Source organism: Acinetobacter sp. CAU_H_S170_2 (assembly GCF_058890445.1).
In genome coordinates this window covers 2,867,589-2,889,997 of the sequence record NZ_JBZYAE010000001.1, presented here as the reverse complement: position 1 = coordinate 2,889,997, position 22,409 = coordinate 2,867,589, and the positions used below count along the sequence as shown (strand labels likewise).

At 40.8% G+C, this 22,409-nt stretch carries 19 protein-coding genes; 6 read left to right on the top strand and 13 right to left on the bottom strand.

Going from position 1 to position 22,409, the window contains the following annotated elements:
- Nucleotides 1–32 precede the first annotated feature (32 nt).
- The 9 genes from rdgB to AC5EUN_RS14125 all read right to left on the bottom strand — a co-directional run bounded on the left by rdgB (nucleotide 33) and on the right by AC5EUN_RS14125 (nucleotide 11,972).
- Nucleotides 33–659 carry an RdgB/HAM1 family non-canonical purine NTP pyrophosphatase gene (rdgB, locus tag AC5EUN_RS14165; RefSeq protein WP_159153366.1) on the bottom strand — a complete coding sequence of 209 codons (627 nt, stop codon included), beginning with the start codon at nucleotides 657–659 and terminating at the stop codon, nucleotides 33–35.
- A gap of 104 nt (nucleotides 660–763) precedes the next feature.
- The gene (locus AC5EUN_RS14160) at nucleotides 764–1,354 is read right to left on the bottom strand and encodes a tetratricopeptide repeat protein (RefSeq protein WP_004692440.1); all 591 of its coding nucleotides are present in this window, start codon (nucleotides 1,352–1,354) and stop codon (nucleotides 764–766) included.
- Entirely contained in the window at nucleotides 1,351–1,944 is a 594-nt protein-coding gene (gene metW / locus AC5EUN_RS14155; RefSeq protein ID WP_004979039.1) for a methionine biosynthesis protein MetW, read from the bottom strand. Before metW ends, AC5EUN_RS14160 begins: the two co-directional genes overlap by 4 nt.
- Nucleotides 1,944–3,104 carry a homoserine O-succinyltransferase MetX gene (gene metX / locus AC5EUN_RS14150; RefSeq protein WP_058868904.1) on the bottom strand — a complete coding sequence of 387 codons (1,161 nt, stop codon included), beginning with the start codon at nucleotides 3,102–3,104 and terminating at the stop codon, nucleotides 1,944–1,946. The genes metW and metX overlap by 1 nt, the downstream gene beginning before the upstream one ends.
- A gap of 101 nt (nucleotides 3,105–3,205) precedes the next feature.
- Nucleotides 3,206–4,903 carry a 2-isopropylmalate synthase gene (gene leuA / locus AC5EUN_RS14145; protein WP_004979043.1) on the bottom strand — a complete coding sequence of 566 codons (1,698 nt, stop codon included), beginning with the start codon at nucleotides 4,901–4,903 and terminating at the stop codon, nucleotides 3,206–3,208.
- Between the two features lie 358 nt (nucleotides 4,904–5,261).
- A complete protein-coding gene (locus AC5EUN_RS14140; RefSeq protein ID WP_159153365.1) occupies nucleotides 5,262–6,368 on the bottom strand; it encodes an alpha-hydroxy acid oxidase in 1,107 nt (368 codons plus the stop codon).
- 49 nt (nucleotides 6,369–6,417) lie between these two features.
- Nucleotides 6,418–7,101 carry a Fe2+-dependent dioxygenase gene (locus tag AC5EUN_RS14135; RefSeq protein WP_159153364.1) on the bottom strand — a complete coding sequence of 228 codons (684 nt, stop codon included), beginning with the start codon at nucleotides 7,099–7,101 and terminating at the stop codon, nucleotides 6,418–6,420.
- A 115-nt stretch (nucleotides 7,102–7,216) separates the two neighbouring features.
- The gene (locus AC5EUN_RS14130; RefSeq protein WP_159153363.1) at nucleotides 7,217–9,493 is read right to left on the bottom strand and encodes a TonB-dependent receptor; all 2,277 of its coding nucleotides are present in this window, start codon (nucleotides 9,491–9,493) and stop codon (nucleotides 7,217–7,219) included.
- Between the two features lie 340 nt (nucleotides 9,494–9,833).
- Complete coding sequence (locus AC5EUN_RS14125) at nucleotides 9,834–11,972, bottom strand: TonB-dependent receptor domain-containing protein (RefSeq protein WP_159153362.1); 2,139 nt, start codon at nucleotides 11,970–11,972, stop codon at nucleotides 9,834–9,836.
- 272 nt (nucleotides 11,973–12,244) lie between these two features.
- Between AC5EUN_RS14125 and tig the strand changes: the two genes are divergently transcribed.
- The 4 genes from tig (at nucleotide 12,245) to AC5EUN_RS14105 (ending at nucleotide 16,588) form a co-directional block, all read left to right on the top strand.
- Entirely contained in the window at nucleotides 12,245–13,576 is a 1,332-nt protein-coding gene (tig, locus tag AC5EUN_RS14120) for a trigger factor (protein WP_004979052.1), read from the top strand.
- Between the two features lie 192 nt (nucleotides 13,577–13,768).
- Nucleotides 13,769–14,374: an ATP-dependent Clp endopeptidase proteolytic subunit ClpP gene (clpP, locus tag AC5EUN_RS14115; RefSeq protein ID WP_004692427.1), complete on the top strand. Its 606-nt coding sequence runs from the start codon at nucleotides 13,769–13,771 to the stop codon at nucleotides 14,372–14,374.
- Nucleotides 14,375–14,402: 28 nt separating this feature from the next.
- Nucleotides 14,403–15,713, top strand: coding sequence for an ATP-dependent protease ATP-binding subunit ClpX (clpX, locus tag AC5EUN_RS14110; protein ID WP_159153361.1), 1,311 nt, complete (start codon nucleotides 14,403–14,405; stop codon nucleotides 15,711–15,713).
- Between the two features lie 158 nt (nucleotides 15,714–15,871).
- The gene (locus AC5EUN_RS14105; protein WP_078425199.1) at nucleotides 15,872–16,588 is read left to right on the top strand and encodes a DUF2846 domain-containing protein; all 717 of its coding nucleotides are present in this window, start codon (nucleotides 15,872–15,874) and stop codon (nucleotides 16,586–16,588) included.
- A gap of 5 nt (nucleotides 16,589–16,593) precedes the next feature.
- On the opposite strand, the gene AC5EUN_RS14100 is transcribed toward AC5EUN_RS14105, so the two are convergent.
- Nucleotides 16,594–17,142 (bottom strand): DUF2059 domain-containing protein, encoded by a 549-nt coding sequence (locus AC5EUN_RS14100; RefSeq protein WP_159153360.1) that lies wholly within the window; start codon nucleotides 17,140–17,142, stop codon nucleotides 16,594–16,596.
- A gap of 102 nt (nucleotides 17,143–17,244) precedes the next feature.
- Entirely contained in the window at nucleotides 17,245–18,771 is a 1,527-nt protein-coding gene (locus AC5EUN_RS14095) for a fumarate hydratase (RefSeq protein ID WP_004692421.1), read from the bottom strand.
- Nucleotides 18,772–19,435: 664 nt separating this feature from the next.
- On the opposite strand from AC5EUN_RS14095, the gene AC5EUN_RS14090 reads away from it, so the two are divergent.
- Nucleotides 19,436–19,741: a hypothetical protein gene (locus AC5EUN_RS14090; RefSeq protein WP_227509185.1), complete on the top strand. Its 306-nt coding sequence runs from the start codon at nucleotides 19,436–19,438 to the stop codon at nucleotides 19,739–19,741.
- Nucleotides 19,742–19,763: 22 nt separating this feature from the next.
- Here the strand turns inward: AC5EUN_RS14090 and AC5EUN_RS14085 are convergent, their stop codons facing one another.
- Nucleotides 19,764–20,633 carry a helix-turn-helix transcriptional regulator gene (locus AC5EUN_RS14085; protein ID WP_159153403.1) on the bottom strand — a complete coding sequence of 290 codons (870 nt, stop codon included), beginning with the start codon at nucleotides 20,631–20,633 and terminating at the stop codon, nucleotides 19,764–19,766.
- Nucleotides 20,634–20,812: 179 nt separating this feature from the next.
- Here AC5EUN_RS14085 and AC5EUN_RS14080 point away from each other — a divergent pair, with 179 nt between their 5' ends.
- Entirely contained in the window at nucleotides 20,813–21,718 is a 906-nt protein-coding gene (locus AC5EUN_RS14080; protein ID WP_058868914.1) for a DMT family transporter, read from the top strand.
- A gap of 111 nt (nucleotides 21,719–21,829) precedes the next feature.
- Here AC5EUN_RS14080 and AC5EUN_RS14075 read toward each other — a convergent pair whose 3' ends face one another.
- Complete coding sequence (locus AC5EUN_RS14075) at nucleotides 21,830–22,240, bottom strand: NUDIX domain-containing protein (RefSeq protein ID WP_159153359.1); 411 nt, start codon at nucleotides 22,238–22,240, stop codon at nucleotides 21,830–21,832.
- Nucleotides 22,241–22,409: the final 169 nt, after the last annotated feature.

The window sequence follows — 22,409 nt, the reverse complement described above, 5'->3', positions numbered from 1 at the left end:
GGGAGAAGGGGCAACATTACACAGCTTAGTTTTTATTGTTCTAAACTGGCTTTAAACAGTTGCATCGCCTGACCACGATGGCTGATTTTATTTTTTTCTTCTTTGCTCATTTCTGCACTTGAAAGCCCTAACTCGGGTAACCAGAACAGCGGGTCATAACCAAAACCATTTTCACCACGTGCAGCTTCTAGTACTTCACCTTTCCAAATGCCTTGGAAAATTTGTGGAAGAGGATCATCAGCATGTTGTACTAACGCTAAAACGCATACAAACATGCCTTCAATCGCTTGACCGTCTGTACGCAGTGGCTTGAGTTCAGCTAATAATTTTTGATTATTGGCAGCATCATCGCCGTGTTCGCCTGCATAACGTGCAGAGTAAATCCCCGGTGCACCATCTAAAATAGGGACGCAAATGCCAGAGTCATCTGCAATGGCTGGTTTTCCTGAAATTTTAGAAGCATGGCGTGCTTTAATAATCGCATTTTCGACAAAGCTCAAACCATCTTCAATGGCATCTTCAATATTCAATTTACCTTGAGCAATCACTTCAACAGGTAAGTTGAGCTCTGCAAATAATTTTTCAAATTCCGAAATTTTGCCTTTGTTATTGCTTGCGAGGACTAAGGTACCTTGAGATAACCAATCAGTTGATGCCATGTGAAAGATCCGTGCTTTAAAAATTATGCGGTTATTTTAACAAGTCCGACTCATGGATAGGCAATAAAAAAGCACCCGAAGGTGCTGAGTTTGGAAATAAAAGCTTATTGAGCTTGAATCCACTTGTCTGCACGGTCACGTGCTTGGCGAATTTGATCTTGTGTTAAGTTTGCCGCCAAGGCTGTTTTCTTGCCTTCAGAAAGCGTAATCACTTTATTATCGAGCATGCCATCACGGGTTGAAAGCTCATACCATTGATAAGCACCCATGTAGTTTTTCTTTTGCTCTTCCATCATCGCCAAGTTAAAGCTTGCGCGGTTATCACCACGGCTGGCTGCTTTTTCAAAGTATTGACGTGCTAAAGATTCATCTTTTTTGGTGCCTAGGCCATCTGCAAGCATACGGCCAACATTCAGCTGAGCAGCTGAAAGACCTTGATCTGCAGCGGCTTTGTACCAAGCAAAGGCCTGTCGTTCATCTGCAGAGATGTCTTTACCTTGTTGATACTTGGTTGCAAGATAGAACTGCGCAGCAGGCTGACCTGCTTTTGCCGCTTTAATTAAGCTATTGATATCCATAACAGAATATTGTGCAGCTTGACTCGCAACAGACGTGGTTGGGGAAACATAATCTGCATGAGCCTGAATGCTCAAAAGTCCAACCAGTAGTGTCGTGCTTAAGAATAGTTTTTTCATAGAGCGCTCACTCGATAAATTGCGACTTCACCAAACAAATTCGGGAGACGTTTACTGAGTAAACTATCTTGTTGATCCCCATTTACAGCGAGTCGATTAATAATTCTGATGTTATTTTCCGCACAAAGTGCTTCAAAATCACGGAAAGTACATAAGTGGATATTGGGTGTGTTATACCACATGTACGGTAAAGCTTCAGAAACGGGCATCATTCCTTTCAGTGCCAAGAAAGAACGGGTCTTCCAGTGGGCAAAGTTCGGAAAAGTAATGATCGCCTGTTTCCCTACACGCACCATATCACGTAATAAAACATCTGGTGCATCTACCGCTTGCAAGGCTTGTGCCATAACGACATAGTCAAAAGACTGGTCTGCAAAGCGGCTTAAACCCAAGTTTAAGTCTTGTTGGATAATATTTAACCCGCGACCGACCGCAATTGCAATCTTTTCTTGATCAATTTCCAGTCCATATGCGCGAATATTGTGCTTTTTACTCATATGGGCCAGTAATTCACCGTCACCACAACCTAAATCGAGTACGCTGGAATCAGGTTTGATCCATTTTTCTGCCAGTTGATGATCAATACGCATTACACAGCCTCCTGAGATGTTGCTTGAAGGTGTTCAGAACCACCCAAAAATGCACGTAATGCTTTTACATACAAAGGAATCGGGAACAGGAATGAGTCATGGCCTTGTTCAGCGTCGATATCTAAATAGCTCACTGGTTTGTGGTTGGTGATCAGCGCATCCACAATCTCTTGTGAGCGCTGCGGGGTAAAACGCCAGTCGGTGGTAAAGGACACCACGAGGAACTGACATTTGGTCTGTGACATGGCTTTAACTAAAGACTGTTCATACTCACGCGAAGGATCAAAATAATCCAAAGCTTTGGTCATAATCAGATAAGTGTTGGCGTCAAAGTTACGGCTAAATTGCTCACCTTGATAGCGCAAATAGCTTTCGACTTGGAATTCGACATCGAAACCATACATAAATTTGCCTGACTTTAAGTCGCGGCCGAATTTTTGTTTCATGGCTTCTTCAGACAGGTAGGTAATATGACCGACCATACGCGCCAAAATTAGGCCACGTTTTGGATAGCTGTCATTTTCAAGATAGCGACCATCATGGAAGTCTGGATCAGACAAAATTGACTGACGTGCGACTTCGTTAAAGGCAATATTCTGAGCAGACAGTTTCGGTGCACTGGCAATAATCACGCATTTTTGCAAACGGTCAGGATAATCAACCGACCATTGCAAGGCTTGCATACCACCCAGCGAACCACCAATCACCGCACTCCAGACTTGAATACCCAGATGATCGGATAAAATAGCTTGGGTTTTAACCCAGTCACGGACGGTGACTAAAGGAAAGTCAGGACCATAAGGACGGTTATCATTTTCAGGGTTTGGCGAAGTTGGCCCTGTTGAACCGCTACAGCCCCCAATATTGTTCAGTGCAACCACGAAAAACTTTGAAGTATCAATCGCTTTACCTGGGCCAATACAAGCATCCCACCAACCTGGTTTTTTATCGTCAGCATGATGGTAACCCGCAGCATGATGATGACCCGATAGTGCATGGCAAATTAAAATCGCATTGGATTTATCTGCATTGAGCTCACCATAGGTTTCAACCATCAGTTCATAACGAGGGAGAATACGACCGCATTCGAGCTCTAAGGGCTCTTCAAAAGTAAACTTTTGTGGACTAACGATACCCACGGAGTCAGCAGGAAAAGACACAGGAATAATTCGCCTTAAATCTTTGGGGTTAATAAACAAAAGGATACCACTTGAGGGTATCCTTCTAAAGTCATTTTAGTGCTAATTATTATTGCTAATACTTATACCGCAGCAGCAATCACTTGATCTGTGCTTAACACACCTTGATCAATTAAGCGGTTGGTACATGCAATAATAGCTTCAATCGATGAGGTCACAATGTTGTCGTGAATACCTGCACCGAAGGCTGATTTCCCCGTTCCTTTGACTTGTAACTCAACCAAAGCCAAGGCTTTAGCATTTGCCCCAGAGCTAATACCACGCTCTTCGTAGCTCAAGACGTCGATTGGTAACTGTAAAGCATCCAACATTGCAGAGATTGGACCATTGCCTTCGCCACGTAATTGCTGCGTTTCACCATTCACTTCAACTTCAAGCTCAACCACTTGTTTGCCGTTGTTGTCATACAAACGGTAGTTTTTAGTCGAGTAATGCGTATCTTTGGTGTCTACATAAGTTTCTTTGAACAATTTCCAAATTTCTTGTGCGGTAATTTCAGTGCCTTCTTCATCGGTACGTTTTTGTACGGTTTGAGAGAATTCAATTTGGATACGACGCGGTAATACTACGTTGTAATTTGCTTCTAACAAGTAAGCAATACCACCTTTACCTGACTGTGAATTGACGCGAATCACAGCATCATAGTCGCGGCCCAGGTCTTTTGGGTCGATTGGTAAGTACGGCATATCCCAAATTTCTTCGTTCTTTTGGAACTCGAAACCTTTCTTAATGGCATCTTGATGCGAACCAGAAAATGCGGTGAAGACTAAATCACCTGCATAAGGGTGGCGAGGGTGAACAGGCAAGCCCGTACATTCTTCTACCGTTGCAATGATTTCATTGATATTTGAGAAATCTAAGTTTGGCGCAACACCTTGAGAGTACATATTCAAAGCAATTGCAGCGACATCGACGTTACCTGTACGTTCGCCATTACCAAACACACAACCTTCGACACGATCTGCACCGGCCATAATGGCCAATTCTGAGGCAGCAATCCCACAGCCACGGTCGTTGTGACAGTGTACAGAGATAATCACGCCATCACGACGCGCGATGTTGCGGTGCATCCATTCGACTTGGTCTGCATAAACGTTTGGGGTTGAAACTTCAACCGTAGCAGGTAAGTTTAAAATCACTTTATTGGTTGGTGATGCTTCCCAAATTTCGGTAACTGCATCACACACGTCTTTTGCAACTTCTAATTCGGTTGCAGAGAAACACTCTGGGCTATACTGGAACACCCATTCCGTTTCAGGATATTGCGCTGCATATTCTTTGACTTTGCTGGCTGCATTGACTGCTAATTGCTTCGCACCTGCAACATCAACATTTAAGACTTTTTGGCGGAAGGTTGGTGCATTTGAATTATAAATATGCACGATGGCACGTTTTGCACCCGCTAAAGACTCAAAAGTACGCTGGATCAAATGATCACGTGCTTGAACTAAAACCTCGATATACACATCATCTGGAATGTGATTTTCTTCGATCAATTTACGGGTAAAGTCAAAGTCAATTTGAGATGCTGAAGGGAAACCGATTTCAATATTCTTGAATCCAATTTTCACCAACATTTGGAACATTTTAAATTTTTGTTCCATATCCATCGGTTCAAAAATCGCTTGGTTACCATCACGCAGGTCAGTACTCATCCAAATAGGCGCTTTTGTAATTTCGTTGTTTGGCCATTGACGGTCTGGCAAGTCAACACGTTGATACATGCGACGATATTTTTTACTTGGATCAGCCAACATCATGAGGTAACTCCTTACATAGTACGGGTTGCATTTGAGTGGGTAATAAAAAGCAACCTACTATTTATATAGATTGTGTCTATGGTCTCTATTTACAAGGGAGTATTCAGGGTGTTTGTAAACGTAAATGTTTGATACGACTTAGATTTACCGTGAGTAACCTTGTAACGTTATATTTAAGAGTTTAATCCAGTTCGGTCGAAAAGATTTTTCTTTTTTTATGGCTTTTAGTCGTATCTGAAAAAATATTTCCCTTTAATTGGATATATAGGGGAAATATTTCCGTGTATTTTTGAGATGTGTTTAATCTTTTTTCTTCATTTCTCGAATTTGGTTTATTTCATTCACTTTTTTGAAGAGGTTATGAGAACTCTATGACCATATCGGGCTGTATATCTGCAAGTGTTGCAGTGCCCATCAACGCCATGGTGATCTCAAATTCTTCTTTTAAGATTTTAAGCACATGGGCAACGCCTAAGGCACCCGCAGTGGCAAGACCATAAATACATGGTCGCCCAACTAAAACCGCGGAAGCTCCCAAGGCAATAGCCTTAAACACATCTGAGCCGCGACGAACACCGCCATCATATAAAAGAGGGAAGTCATGCGGAACGGCTTTTTTGATGAGTTGCAAGGCTTTTAGTGGCGGAATACAGGTATCTAAAACACGACCGCCGTGGTTAGACACAATTAAGCCTTGTATGCCATGTTGAATGGCCAGTTGTGCATCGAGTGGACTGACGATGCCTTTTAACAGGATGGGTAAATCAGTCTGTTGAACCATCCATGCGATGTCGTCCCACGTTGGAGCAATTTTCATTAGTCCGTTAAACACGGGATGATCGCCTTCTCGCAGTTCAGGCAGTGGAATATGGGTAGGAGTGTGCGGATGCTGCATATTTTCAGGGAGGTGAAAGAAGGCTCGACGCTCTCGGTCACGGATACCTGTATGTGGTGAGTCCACAGTGATGACAATGGCGGTGAAGTTTTGTGCCTCAGCGAGCTTAACCAAAGCCAAAGATTTATCACGGTTACCTTGCCAATACAGTTGGAACCATTTGTAAGGATTCTCAGGTTTGAATGTTCGCATGTCCGTGTTGGTAAAAGTACTCAAAATCATATTGCTACCGAGTACTTCAGCTGCCAGTGCGGTTGCAGCTTCTGCTTCAGGATGAAACTGCTGTTGATGTCCAATCGGTGCCACAAAAATAGGATGTGGAAAGGTTTGTCCTAAGATTTCACAGCTCGTATTGCCTTGAGTGAGATCTCTTAACATGCGTGGTATCAAGTGCAGGTTTTGGAACTGAGCGAGGTTATTCCGAACACTGATCTCATCCATAGCACCACCTTGCAAATAGTGCCAGACCATCTCAGGCAGATGCTTTTCTGCCTCAATTTCATAGTCTGCAATCGTTTGCAATGAGGCGGGAATTTGGGTGAGCGGTGGCAAAACAGTTTTTGATGTCATGGAGCGGTCCAATTGCTACAGTAGTTAACGTTGAGCTGGGATTATTGTTTTACAGTTCAGCCCATTTTCGCATCAGGTTATGATACAGACTGGTGAGCTTAACCACTTCCTGATGTTGATCACTGAGTTGCACGCGTAGGTTCTGAATAGTTTGATCAAGATTAAATAAGATATGGCGGTCAGCATCATCTCGAATCATGCTTTGAACCCAAAAGAACGAAGCGACACGGCAGCCTGAGGTCACTGGTGTTACCTCATGCACGCTAGTAGATGGATATAAAATCATATCACCCGCGGGTAGTTTCACTTCATGATAGCCATAGGTGTCTTCTACTACCAAATCGCCACCTTCATATTCGTCAGGTTCGCTTAGAAAAACAGTGCAGGATACATCAGTACGAATCCGATCTTTGCTTCCAGCTACCCAGCGAATGGCATTGTCCACATGGAAGCCAAAAGTTTCGCCCTGTTCATAGCGGTTAAAATAAGGCGGCAAAATATCTAAAGGTAGGGCAGCGGACATAAAGAGTGGATGTTGTCCAAGTGCTTCTAAGATGATATTGCCTAAGTGTTGTGTGAGAGGGTGATCTTCGGGGAGCTGTTGATTTTGTTTTACATTTTTTGAGAGTGATCCTGTGGTTTTTTTACCATCAATCCACTCCACTTTTGCCATTTCATTACGAAAGTATTGTACCTGTTCTTTGCTTAATACATTGGGAATATGATGGATCACAACGCGACCTGCTGAAAATGAAAGATCTATTTAGTCTTTAAGCATATATAAAAATAGCCTCAATGAGAGGCTATTTTTATCAAATCTCAGGATGAAAGAGATTTTAGTTATAAACTTAGTATTTGAAGTTTAGAGACAGTACTGCGCTACGACCTTCAGCTTCAGTTGCATAGTGAGATGCGTAAGCTTTAGTGAAATAACGTGTATCAGCCAAGTTGTTGACATTTAACTGAAGGTCAACATTTTTGTTTACGTTGTAACGCGCCATAGCATCGTAGCGAACGTAACCTGGTACATATTTTGTGTTTGCTAAGTCACCATAAACTTTGTCCATCGCAATTGCGCCAGCACCTAAAGTTAACTGTGGCACAATTTGGTAAGTTGTCCATAGCGTAGCACTGTTTTTAGGAACGTTAGGCATTTGGTTGCCATTAAATATAGATTGGTCTGTACATGTTGTACCACGGCAACTTACACCATTTTTGGTCGCTTTACTGTCTAAATAAGTATAACCAGCACTAATATCCCATTTATCAGTAATCTTACCGTTTAAACCAAGTTCAAGACCATCCACTTTACTTTCACCGATATTGCTATAGGTTGTAGGAGACAGTTGAATACGAGCATTTTGTTTTTCAGTACGGAAAATAGCAGCTGTTAAATTTAGGCGATCTTGTAGCAAGTCCCATTTTGTACCGATTTCAAAAGTACGACTTTCTTCAGGATCTAGGTTGCTATAAGCCGCTCCAATGCCTTCTGAACCGTCACCAGCATCGATACCAACAGGGTTTGCAGAAGTAGCATAACTTGCGTAAATAGACCCATTTTCAACAGGTTTAAAAGTAATACCTGCTTGATATGTGAAAAAGTCGGTATCACTTTCAGTTTTTACTTTATCGCCGGCTTTTGCTGTAGCAGGATTAGCAATAACAGCACTGTTACGAGCTCCATAAGTCATGGTCTGTTCAGTATCAAACTTATCCCAGCGTAAGCCCAAATCTAAAATCCACTGAGGGCTGAATTCAATGTTGTCTAGTAAGTAAATAGAAGTAGATTTTGTTTGAGTGTTGTATTGGTCAGCATCTTCGGTACTAATGCTGCCTGTCCATTGTCCGCGATTAGGATTCTGAACCGAGGTGCACCAACCAGAGCTCACATTTTCAGGCTTGCTACAATCCGAGTAGGCACTTCCCGTAGTATTATCGCCATTGATAATATATTGCGTACGATCTGTTTCTTGGTCTGAGTACTCAGCACCTAGGTTAAAGCTGTGCTTTAAGCGACCTGTATTAAATTTACCTGTTAAAGCCAATTGGTCTGTAAAGGTATCAGTATCAGCTACACGTGAGTTAACACGCGCCCATACATTGCCATTTTTATAAATGTTACCTTTAGAATCATCTGGATTCGTCCAAAGATAGTCATTTTTTGATTTGTTATAAACAGCGGTATTGCTAAGGGTTAAATTATCGGTAAGATCATGCTCTAATTTGATTGTACCTATTTGGTTCTCTTGTTTTTGGAAATCACGGTCTTTCCAACCATAGTAAACACCCTGTTTTACATCAATTGGTTTTCCTGAGTATTGTGAATAGCCCGTAGGATTGTTGTATGGCACACCTGAATCAGGGGTATCATCAGTTTTGAGGTAGTAGTAGCTTAAAGTTGCACGCGTGTCGCTGTCTAGACCAAAAGTAATACTTGGCGCAATACCTGCACGTGCATATTCAGTACCATCTTCTTGACCCGCTTTGTCATTGTGGTGACCCATTACGGCAACACGAGCAGCAATACCATTACCAAAATCTTTGTTACCGTCTAAAGTAATACGTTGGTAATCATCCGTTCCTGCACCCACAGAACCTTCTAAAAAGTCCCCTTTTTTTGCAACTTTAGAAATCATGTTGATGCTACCACCAGTTGTACCTGCACCGCCCATAGCAGATGCAGAACCTTTAGTAATTTCAACTTGCTCAATCGCAAACATTTCACGGTTTTGAGAAGTAGAGTTACGTACACCGTCTACGTACATTGAACTTTCAGAGTTATAACCACGGATAAATGGACGGTCACCATTTGGGTTACCACCTTCACCTGCACCAAGTGTGATACCAGGCACTGTGCGTAAAGCATCGCTTAAAGTTGTAACTTGAGTGTCTTCAATCAACTGTTTAGAAATAACAGATACTGACTTTGGTGTGTCGAGTAGGGGAGCAACGAACTTGCTGTTTGCAGATTTGTCTACTTTCAAACTTTGTTCTGCTGCCGCTTCCGTGTGAATTGTTTCTAATTGCGCGATTTGATCTTGCGCAACAGCATTGACTGCAACCACAGAGAGTGTTGAAGCGATTGCTGAAGAAACCAGCTTTTTACGTGTTTTGATGAAGGCCATAACGAATCTAGTTCTAACGTTGTAAATTAGTATGCGAATAATAATGATTCTTATTTTTTGTAGCATAACTATTACATTGAAATTGTCGATGCTCAGATGTGTTTGTGTAGAAAAAATAAATGTAATAATGTAATGAATTAAACATAAGTTTATGATTCTTATTTAAATTGGAAAATTAGATTATGTTTTTGTAATGTTATTGGAATTTAAAATTTACTTTTTGCAAGCCAAGTTTAAAGGCATTTTTACAAGTGAATATGTATAAATTATGTTGGATCTATATTAGCTATGTACGAAGAAAACCCTGCCGGAGCAGGGTTTTCTTTAGATATGACTATTTTTAGAAGTCGTAAGAAACAGATAGCCAATAATTTCGACCTGGCAAATAGGTTCCTTCTGAGCTTCGACCTATAGATAAGTATTTATAGGCCTGCTGAACATTACCGTTTGTATCGACATAGTCCATATATTCAGTAAAGTCTTTATCTAATAAGTTATTTACAGCAGCATTGACCCGAACATTATTATTCAACTGATAGCTTGTCCCTAAATTGAACAGGTTATAAGCCGAGAATTTGTTGTCTGTATGCTGTTCAATACTAACTTCACCACCAGTTGGTGCAGCTAAATAACGAGGACGTCCTGACTGATACTCATGTTGCAACCAAACATCGAGACTATTATTGATATGCCAAGTCGATGTTAGGTTAAATAGGTGTTTAGCTGTCGATTCGAGCGCATAACCTTTGTTTGCACCTTTAGTTATTTCAGACTCGGTAAATGTATAGGCAGCTTTGATATCCCATTCAGGAATAATTTGATACTTAAGTGATGTTTCTAAGCCGTAGATTTCAGCTTCATCTGCATTGAAACTCTTACTATAAGACGTTACGTTGCTGTTGAAGTTTGAGCAATCATTAGTTGTGCACAAAAAGTTTCGAGAAACGATTTTATCTTCTACAACATTAAAAAATGCAGTGGCATTAAAGTCTAATGTATCTGTAGGTTGATAATTTAAGCCTAGCTCGTAGTTAACTGATGTTTCTGGTTTTAAATCAGGGTTACCTAGACTTGGTGTGGTGCCTTGGCCGCTATAGCCAATAATACCGTTGTATAAATCTTTTGCTGACGGTGTCTTATAGCCTGTGCTTACACCACCTTTAAGTGTTAAAGCATCAGTTGTATTCCATACTAAATAAGCACGCGGGCTAAAGTGACCACCAAATCCTGAATGATCTTCATAACGACCACCGAAGGTGAAATGTAAGTTATCTAATAAGCTCCATTCATCTTCTGCATAAACTGACCAAGTATCTTGAGTAAACTCTTTGCCCATTCCTGCAATATCATCAGCAATAGTAACATCTTTATATTCTGTGCCAACTGTTAGCTTGTGGTTAGCAATAGGTGCAATTAAATGTGAATCAAAGACTAAATCGGTATTTTCCAAAGATCGTGGTTGGCCAGCTAAAGCAGGGAAAGCATCAGTTGGAATGGTACGACCTTTGGTTTCGGTTTTATTTTGACTAATGTACGTTTTCCATTGGCCAAAATCATAATTACCATCATGTCCCGCCGAAATTTGTAGACGATTAAACTCTAATTCATCTTCATAGCCTGCAATACCACCGCGGCTAAAAAAGTTGCCTAGTCGTTGGTCTGAGTTGTCATAGGTTTGGTTTGAGGTAAAACCATCAACCCAGAAAGAGTTTTTATCGTCGAATGTAAATTGTAATTTTCCACCAACATCGTAGTTTTCAGCTTTGCTTGGGCGTGGGTCGCGTGAGGTTGAACTAGCCACAATGCGTTCTGAGCGTTGACGGTCTAAATAACTACCACGGAGCTGTAAGCCTAGACGATCATGAATAATTGGGCCATTGAGCACAAAGCTGGTTTTCCATGAGTCGGCTTCGCTGCCATGTTCCATGACATTGCCGCTGACAGTGACATTACCATTCCATTCATTACTAATTTTTTTGGTAATAATATTGATGACACCACCCATGGCTTCTGAACCATAGCGTGTTGCCATTGGTCCACGAATGACTTCAATACGTTCAATAGAGGCTAAAGGTGGTAAAAAACCATTTGATGTTTCACCAAAGCCGTTTGGAGTGACATCTGATGAGGTGGTTTGGCGACGACCATCAATTAAAATCAGGCTATAGTCATTGCCTAAGCCACGCATTTTGATATTCAGACCTGATGTTTTTCCTACCCCTGAACGAATATCAATACCAGGAATATCAGCTAATAGGTCTGCAATGTTGGTTGCATTTTTCTTTTCAATATCTTCTTTTTTGACCACGCTAATTGAAGCTGGTGCATTTTTAATATCTTGTTCAAAACCCGCAGCTGAAACCACAATGGTGGAAAGCTGATGGGTAGATGAATCTTCAGTTGTTGTTTCTGCGAAAACAGGAGTGGTGATTGCCCCAAGCAATGCCAATGAAAGAGGGTGTAGATTAAACTTACTCATAACTAGAGTTCCAATGATGGACGAGAAAAAAATTGAAAAAAACGATTAAAGTTGACGCAAATATTAATGGTAATATTTATCATTTGCAACAAAAAGCCATAAAAAATATAATACTTTGCGCTTAATCAGTAGCGATTTAAAAATATTCAAAATAAAAACGATAAATGACGAAAAAAATATGTGGTTTCAATCGGGTGTTTTGTATATCGTTCAATGTTGTCATATAATGTGGCACTTTTTAAAATTGTTCTTACCAAAAGATTGAGGAAGCCATGCAAGTAACTTCTGAAGCGGTTTCGGGTGTTACCCGTCGTTTAAATGTATCTGTACCGACGAGCCGTGTTAACGAGCAGTTCGAAGCTCGCTTAAAACGCACTGCTAAAACTGTGAAGATCAACGGCTTCCGTCCAGGTAAAGTGCCAGTAAATGTTGTTCGTCGTGAATATGGCGCGGGTATCTACCAAGAAGTCGTAAGCGACATTATTCGTGACACAGTATTTGAAGCGATCCAACAAGAAAAAATCAATGCTGTTGGCATGCCAAACATTGAAAAATCTGAATTAAAAGACGACGCGCTTGTATACGAAGCGACTGTTGAAGTTTATCCAGAAGTTAACGTGAAATTTGATGGTTTAGAAGTTGAACGTAAAGCATCTGAAGTAAACGACAAAGATGTTGATCAAATGATCGAAAACCTTCAGAAGCAACGTGCTTCTTGGGCTGAAACGAAAGGCATGGCTAAAAAAGACATGCAAGTTACTTTCGACTTTGAAGGTTCAGTAGACGGTGAGAAGTTTGAAGGCGGTTCTGCAGAAGACTTTAAACTTGTTTTAGGTTCAGGTCGTATGATCCCTGGCTTCGAAGACGGCATCGTTGGTATGAAGAAAGGCGAAGAGAAAGTGATTGATGTAACTTTCCCTGAAGATTACCAAGCTGAAAACCTTGCTGGTAAATCAGCTCAATTCAAAATTACTGTGAAGCTTGTTGAAAAACAAAAACTTCCAGAAGTTGATGCTGAATTCCTTAAAATCTTTGGTCTAACTGAAGAAGAAGGCATTGAGAAGTTAAAAGCTGACGTTCGTAAAAACATGGAACGTGAAGTGAAAAATGGTTTGCGTAATCAAGTGAAAGGTGCAGCTTTTGATGCACTTGTAGCTGCAAACGAAGTTGAACTTCCTGCATCTATGGTTGCTCAAGAAGTTGACCGTCAACGTCAACAAATGATCCAACAGTTCACTCAGCAGTTTGGTGCTCAAGGTGCGAAAGCATTTGACTCAAGCATGCTTCCAGATGAATTATTCAAAGAACAAGCAGAAAAATCTGTAAAATTAGGCGTACTGGTAAGCAAAGTTTTAGCTGATGCTAAAATTGAAGTAGATCAAGCACGTGTTGATGCTTACATCGAAGACATGGCTTCTTCTTATGAAGATCCAGCTGAAGTGATCGAATACTTCAAAAATGACAAACAACAACGTTCGCAAATCGAAGCTGTTGTGTTAGAAGACCAAGTGGTTGATCACATCTTAGCGTCTGCTAAAGTAACGGATACTGCTGTAAGCTACGAAGACTTATTGAAAGAGCAACAAGCTCGTCAACAAGGCTAAGTTTAGCTAAAGTAAAAAAGGCGCTTTGAGCGCCTTTTTTATTGTGATCTGGGTTTGTAAAAGGCCTTGCGTTCACAAAGCTTATGCAAAAAATATCTGTTATTTACTTGGGAATATTTTGCATTTTCAGCAATTATCCCTCATATTGTGACTATGAGTTGAGTAACAAAAAATTTAGGAATAAGTAAACGTATGTATATTCCAACTATCGATAATGCCTTAGTTCCAATGGTTGTAGAACAGTCATCTCGCGGTGAACGTTCATTTGACATTTATTCACGTCTTTTGCGTGAACGCGTCATTTTTATGACTGGTGAAGTTGAAGATAACATGGCGAATTTGATTGTCGCGCAAATGTTGTTTTTAGAAGCGGAAAACCCAGATAAAGATATTCATCTTTACATTAACTCACCAGGTGGTTCGGTGACTGCGGGTATGGCGATTTACGATACCATGCAATTTATTAAACCAGATGTTGTGACCTATTGTATGGGGCAAGCAGCATCAATGGGTGCTTTCTTGCTGAATGCAGGTGCGAAAGGTAAACGTTATTGCCTTGAAAATGCACGTGTCATGATCCACCAACCGTTAGGCGGTTTCCGTGGTCAGGCATCTGATATTGAAATTCATGCACGTGAAATTCTGTTCATTAAAGAACGTTTAAACCGTTTAATGGCAGAGCACAGTGGTCAAGACTATGAAACTGTGGCACGTGATACTGACCGTGATAACTTTATGACAGCGCAAGCTGCAAAAGAATATGGTCTCGTGGACGAAGTGTTATCTAAACGTCCATAAGTTTTAAAAGTTTAGAATTGGAGTGAATATGTCCGAACATCCTCAAGGACAAAAGCATTGTTCATTTTGCGGTAAAACGCAGTCTGAAGTTGGGAAACTGATTGCAGGCGAGGACGCGTACATCTGTAATGAATGTGTGGACGTATGCTTAGACTTGGTGCAAACCAGTCAACAAGTTGAGTCGGGTGACTGGGCTGCAAAACCCTTGCCTAAACCTCACGAGATTCGTGCGGCACTAGATCAATATGTCATTGGTCAAGATGTGGCAAAGAAAACCTTGTCAGTTGCTGTCTATAACCACTATAAACGCCTTAAAGCGACACATGGTGGACATAAAAACGATGATGCTGTTGAAATTGCAAAAAGTAATATCTTATTAGTAGGACCAACAGGTTCGGGTAAAACCTTACTTGCGCAAACCATGGCACGTCTTCTCGATGTTCCTTTTGCTATGGCTGATGCAACGACACTTACCGAAGCAGGCTATGTCGGTGAAGATGTTGAAAACATTGTACAAAAGCTTCTACAAAAAGCAGACTATGATGTAGAAAAAGCGCAAAAAGGTATTATCTATATCGACGAAATCGACAAGATTACCCGTAAGTCTGAAAACCCATCGATCACGCGTGATGTGTCGGGTGAAGGTGTACAACAAGCTTTACTGAAAATGATCGAAGGTACGGTTGCCTCTATTCCCCCTCAAGGTGGTCGTAAGCATCCGCAGCAAGAATTCATTCAAATTGATACTTCAAATATCTTGTTTATCTGTGGTGGGGCATTCTCGGGTCTTGAGAAAATCGTACAACAGCGCCAAGAAAAAGGTGGAATCGGCTTCACGGCTGAAGTGAAGAAGAAAGATGAAGGCAAGAAATTGTCTGACTTGTTCCGTCAAGTTGAAGCGACCGATTTGGTGAAATTTGGCCTGATTCCGGAGTTTATTGGTCGTTTACCTGTAATTGCGACTTTGGAAGAGTTAGACGAAGAAGCTTTGATGCAAATTCTGACTGAACCGAAGAATGCATTGACCCGTCAATATCAACATTTGTTTGATATGGAAAATGTTGATCTGGTTTTTGAAGACTCAGCACTACGCGCTGTGGCGAAAAAAGCCTTAGACCGCAATACGGGTGCACGTGGCTTACGTTCTATTTTGGAAAATACGCTGCTTGAAACCATGTACGATTTACCAAGTCGTACCGATGTTGGTACGGTTGTGGTGAATGAAGACGTGATTAACGGCACGGCTGCACCATTATTTAAGCCAGAGCGTTTACCAAGAATCGAACAGAAAGATGCAGCTAAAGTTGATTTAAAAGTGATTAACTCAAAATCCGCTTAAGTTGTTATTCATCCGAAACGTGTGAAAATCGAGTGTTTTCACACGTTTTTTTATATTCAAAAAAAAGAGGGAATGCTACTCTGCATCAATAGGCTGGGATGCCTAGATTAAAACTAAAAATTCAGTATCAAAATAAAAATACGTCGTGAGGAATAATCATGCGTGCAATGACGATTACGCTTTTAAGCAGTTTAATTTTATTGGGTTGTCATGGAAAAGTGACAGTTGAACAACCTGAATTAACATCAACCCTCAGTCATGAGATTGATTTTGAACACGATCCAGGTATGGTCGAGCAGTATCGCATTGGGGTGTTTAGTGTAGGTGGATGGGTCAACCAAAAATTAGGACAGCGTTTTCAGCGTGTCCAACCCCAGCATGAACAAGCGGCGATGGTTTATCTGTATCGTCCAGACTCAAAATGGAATCGACAAGAAATTGTGGCATCGAGTTTATTTATCAATAAAGAGCGCATTCCAAGCCTGCTGAACAATCATTACTATTGGGTCGAATTACCCGCAGGGACTTATCGTTTATCGAGTAGTCGGCCTTTGGGTATTAACCATTTTCAAAAGCCGAAATATATCGATTTTAGCGTAGAAGCAGGGCAGTCTTATTTCATCAAGTATGATGAAGAGAACTTATCCACACGCCGTGATGTTTCGGGGCCTTTGGCGGTTATCCCTGAAAAAATTGCGATTCAAGAAATTGCATTTACCCAGTTAAAGTCCAACAGCTACAACTTTGTCGCGGAAGATCAACACACGGGTGAGCTACGAAAGAAAGCGCAAAAACTTAAACCTGCCAAATATGACCCAAGTGAAGATGTTCAGCTGATGAAGCCCTTTAAGCTGTGGAATCCTTTAACCTGGTAAGTGAGCTATTGTACTTTTTTGGCTTGTTCAAATAATGGTGTCAGGGTCTTTTCAATTTGACGATTCATTTCCAGCTGAATAGCAGGATCTTGCATCATTTCAGCAGACATGGCGATGCTATTACGCATGATTTCACTCATCATTTTGCTGCTTTTTTTATTGATAGACTGGCCTAGAGGTGTTTCAAGAAACTGAATGTTGGCCAATACTTCCTCTTCGGTAAAGGTCTGCATATATACATTTTTAAGCATTTGCATAAATTTAGGATCTGAAATCAATTTAGTGCTAAACGATGCCGTGATTTCAGCGATTTGCTTGGCTGCTTTTTGCTGTTCAGTATTGAGTGTTGATGTTTTAAAAATATTCTTAATGATTTCTTCGGCTTGTTGGTCATAAACGGGGCGCATTTCTTGCTGAGACTGTGCTAATGTGCCTTTAATATCGCCGAGTTTGAGCGCTTTCTCTACCGATGCTTCGGTCGCGGGTTTGGCAAAAGAAGCTGTGCTGAGGACACATAAGGTAATACCGCAAAGGATGTGATTTAATTTTTTCATTGTTGGTCTATATCTTTTGATTAAGTCTATAAAAGTAGGAAAAAAATACCCTTAACATGACCTTAGCATGTTAAGGGTATCCAAAAAAGTAAAACTTAAGTTTTAGCCCGCTGCAGCATCGACTACTGGAATTTTACCAATTTTGGCTTGCCAGATTTTTGGTGCTGTTGCGTGAATAGACGTACCATTCACATCAACTGCTACCGATACAGGCATGTCTTTTACTACAAATTTGTAAATCGCTTCCATACCTAAGTCAGCAAAAGCAACCACTTCAGCTTCACGAATTGCTTTAGACACAAGGTAAGCTGCGCCGCCCACTGCCATCAAGTAAGTTGCTTTGTTGTCTTTAATTGCTTCAACAGCTGCAGGGCCACGGTCCGCTTTACCGATCATGCCGAACATACCGGTTGCTTCAAGTACTTGACGTGTGAACTTGTCCATACGTGTTGCTGTTGTTGGGCCAGCAGGACCAACCACTTCATCACCGACTGGATCTACAGGGCCAACGTAGTAAATGAATTTACCTTTTAAGTCGACAGGAAGCTCTTCACCATTGTTCAGCATGTCGACCATGCGTTTGTGTGCAGCATCACGACCTGTATAAATTGTACCGTTTAGAAGCAAAGTGTCGCCTGGTTGCCAAGCGTTCATTTCTTCTTGGGTAATGGTGTCGAGGTCAACGCGCTTAGAGGTTGATGAATCCCAAGTGACTGATGGATAGTCTTCAAGTTTAGGTGCTTGAATGTGTGCAACACCTGTACCATCAAGTTGGAAGTGCGCGTGACGAGTCGCTGCGCAGTTTGGAATCATACCCACTGGTTTGCCCGCAGCGTGACATGGGTAATCTTTAATTTTAATATCTAGAACTGTGGTTAACCCACCTAGGCCTTGCGCGCCAATACCCAGTGCGTTTACTTTTTCGAAGATTTCCATACGAAGTTCTTCGATTTTATTTTCAGGGCCACGACGAAGTAATTCGTCCATGTTGATTTCTTCCATGAGCGATTCTTTCGCAAGCATCATGGCTTTTTCAGCAGTACCACCAATACCAATACCCAACATACCTGGTGGACACCAGCCAGCACCCATAGTTGGAACAGTTTTAAGTACCCAATCCACGATTGAGTCAGATGGGTTTAACATAGCCAGTTTAGATTTGTTTTCTGAACCGCCACCTTTTGCCGCAACGGTAATATCCACTTTGTTGCCTGGAACAAGTTTGTGATAGATCACAGCAGGGGTGTTGTCTTTGGTGTTTTTACGACCAAAAGCTGGGTCAGCCAATACAGAAGCACGCAGTACGTTTGAGTTTTCTAAGTAACCCTGACGTACACCTTCGTTGATTGCATCGTCTAAGCTCATAGTTAAATCAAATTTAACATCCATGCCCACTTCAACGAATACGTTAACGATACCTGTATCTTGACAGATTGGGCGGTGACCCTCTGCGCACATACGCGAGTTAATTAAGATTTGTGCGATCGCATCCTTCGCGGCTTTGTTCTCTTCACGATCATATGCACGGCTCATCGCTTGGATGAAGTCTTGTGGGTGATAGTAAGAAATGAACTGAAGCGCGTCTTTGACCGATGTGATCAAATCATCTTGCTTGATAATAGTGGTCATACAAATATCTCTTGAGCGGGCTGATAGCTAGCGGGCTAAATTATAAGACAAAATGCCGAGGTTGTGGATGTTTTGCGAAGCCTTTGGGCGAAAGTTTAATAGTTGAACAAAATTGATGAGAAAATGAGGTTATAAAGGGTGGTAAATATGACAAAAATATCTAAATTTAATGAAATATTTCATGTCTAAATTTGGATTGTGAATATTATTTATTACTTAAGATATTGAATATATTTTAAAAATAATAATATTCGAAATATGACAGCACTGTCATAAAGTTGTCATAAAACTTTCGCATAATGCATTCATCAAACAATAGGACATCGAACATGTTGACAGGTTTAGTGATGGCTGCGGGCTTTTGTGTATATATCGCAGCGACTTGGATGTATGGTCAAAAAGAAGATCAGGCTTAAGCTTTATCTTCTTTTTTTGTTTTAAGCTTTCTTCAAATCTTCAAATCTTCAAATCTTCAAATCTTCAAATCTTCAAATCTTCAAATCTTCAAATCTTCAAATCTTCAAATCTTCAAATCTTCAAATCTTCAAATCTTCAACTAGCTAAAAATTGTTTAACGCCTTAAGATTCCAGTTTCAAATCTTAAAAAAATACAATGAAATACTATTCCTCTACTTCATCCTTGCTATTTATCGGATGCTTTTTCTTGTGGTCTATTTTCCTGTTTTATTTAATGGCTCAAAAGCATGCAGGCAATGTCATTGTCGAAGATATATTTAAATTTAATTTTTACTGCATGATGCTTGCAATGTTGCCTTTGCTTTTGAAAAAAGCTCCGCCTAAAAATGATGTCGAGATGACGATTTTTGAAGAAAAGCAACATATGGAAATGCGCCATCAAGTCCTGAGCCAATCTGCTCAAGAGCGTCGGAAAGCTTATTTGATGAGTGCTTTTTTCGGTTTTTTAATGTCGAGTTTAATGATGGGCTTTATTTTGATGTTAGATAAATAAGCTGAATGTGAGTTTATCCGATCTAATTTTTCTCACTTTTCCGCATTTGGGATGGAGAATAGCCAAAGTACTTTTTAAAGCGATGACTGAAATGGCTGCTGGAGCTAAATCCATACTGTTCCGAAATGTCCGTCATATTGGCAGATGTGTGCTGTAGAGCTTGGTGTGCCAGTTCAAGTCGACGTTGCATCACATATTGGTGCGGTGGCATGTGCATAGATTGCTTAAACATATGGGCAAAATGGTATTCACTGAGCTGAGTTTGCTCGGCCAAATCTGATAAGGTCAAGCTTTGCTGAATATGCTGATCAATCCATTCTAATAATTGCTTCAGGGTATACGGGGACAGCCCGCCTTTGACTTCAGGGGCTTGCCACTCGGTATGGCTATAATTTTTAATTAGATGGTTGAGCAGAAGCGTTGTGGCAGTACTCATCTGCAAGTGATTTTCACGGTTTTGCCAAGCCCCATTGAGTAAAAAGTGTCGATAGATCATGGCAATCTGTGGGTCGGCCACGAAACTTTGCGGATTTAAAATAATTTGGCTTGGCTCACGATCCCACACTTGTTCAGCGACGCGTTGTAAGTGTTTTTCAGTATAGTACAGATGCACAAAAGTCAATGAGTCACGCAGATCCCATGTCGACTCAAAATTCTGTGGCATCAAGCACATATGATCTGGCCCACCGCCATTATGCCAACCTTGAGCTGTCTTTTGATAGCTGTGATATCCCCCTTGAATGTACATACTGAGTGTATGGTGGTTACTACAAACACTGACGCGGTCTTGGTTGTTTTGCCACATGGCTAACTGCATGCCCGAACCCAGTTCGACCGAGTCGAGGAGTTGAGCTTTATGTTGTTGTAATTGATCTAGAATCTGATATTTCATCATCTATACGCAGTGCCAAATGGAAGATCTAGTGTAGGACTTTGATTTCATTTTGTCATCTATAGCAGAAAATCAATAAAAAATCACAAGTTCATGATAATGACCACAAGAAGGTGCAAGAAATGAGAGTCCTAAACCAAGCACAATAGCGTGAGTGGTTTGAGTTTGGTTTAAAGAGTATGAATGCGCTGTTGTATGCTTTGGTGGTGGTGATTTGGGGAACAACATGGATTGCGATTAGTCTGCAACAACAAAGTGGAATATCGACCAATGTAGCCGTATTTTGGCGCTTCTTTATTTCGGCTATGGTGTTGTTTGCTTTTATTGTGTTGTGCCGAAAACTGCAAAAGCTGGCTGTAAAAGACCATCTGTTTTGTGTGTTGCAAGCGTGCTGTATTTTTGGTTTTAACTTTGTTTGTTTCTATTATGCGGTTCAATATATCAGCAGTGGTTTGGAAGCAGTTATTTTTTCGATGGCGGTCATTTTTAATACCCTCAACGCTAAACTGTTCTTTGGACAACAGGTGTCTACACGTTTTTATCCTGCGGCTGTGTTGGGTGGATTGGGGATCATCGCCTTGTTTTGGCATGATGTGGTGGGAAGTACCTTAAACAATCATACGCTGATGGGGATTGGTCTTTGTGTGTTGGGAACCTATGGTTTTTCACTGGGCAATATGATCAGTGCGCGTCATCAAAAAAAAGGTCTGGATATTTTTACCACCAATGCTTATGGCATGCTATATGGTTCAATCCTGATGGCATTGATTGCTGGATTTAAACAAGACGAGTTTTTGCCTGCTATGGAATTCAGTGCGGTGAGTGCTTTATTGTATTTGGCTATTTTTGGTTCAGTGATTGGCTTTACCGCCTACTTCTATTTGGTTGGACGGATTGGTGCGGGTAAGGCAGCTTATAGTACTTTGTTATTTCCTTTGGTGGCTTTGGTGATTTCGACCATCTGGGAAGGCTATCAATGGCATATGAATGCGGTGATTGGGGTGATTTTGATTTTATGTGGTAATGCAATTTTCTTTATTCAAACGCCTAAGTTTAGACTGAGTCAAATGTTGAAGCGAAGCTGAGTGATGAAGATCTAAAGACACTACAGTTTATAAAGCTCAGACATGAGCTTTGGGCTTTTAAATCTATAAGCTGTTAGTTTTAGTGAATCAAAATCTTCCCTAAGCTACGGCTCAATATTTTGATTTTATAAACGCTAGTAATTCTTGGAATAATGGATGCCATTCAGCGCTTGGTGACTCAAACAGAGGGTGCCAAAAGAAATTAAATTCTAATCCACCGTCATCATTGCATAAATGTGTCCAATGCTCTTTTAAAGTTTCTGTGGTATGGCAGATAAATACATGCCAGTTAGGACCTTGCTCAGATGGATGATGTAAACCCAAATATGAGTGAATGTGTGCAGAAGAAATCCCCGATTCTTCATAAAGCTCTCGCAAAGCTGCCTCTTCTAGTTCTTCATTCGTCTCAACTGTACCTTTTACGATTTGAATACCTGCAATAGGATGTTTAAACACTAATATTTCTGTTCTTTGATTGATATTTCGAAATATAACTGGGACTACTTTTTCTATTAATGTCATTTTTCAATTTTATCAACTAGGTAGGTCATTATAGCAATTTAAAAGAATAGAACTTCGGCGAAATAAATGTATACAGCTTTACCGCTATGATCATTGGCTATACTGGACATAGTCGTATCTAGAGCTGTCAGGGAATTTTTCTACTGACAATAGCTTGAACCAAATCTGC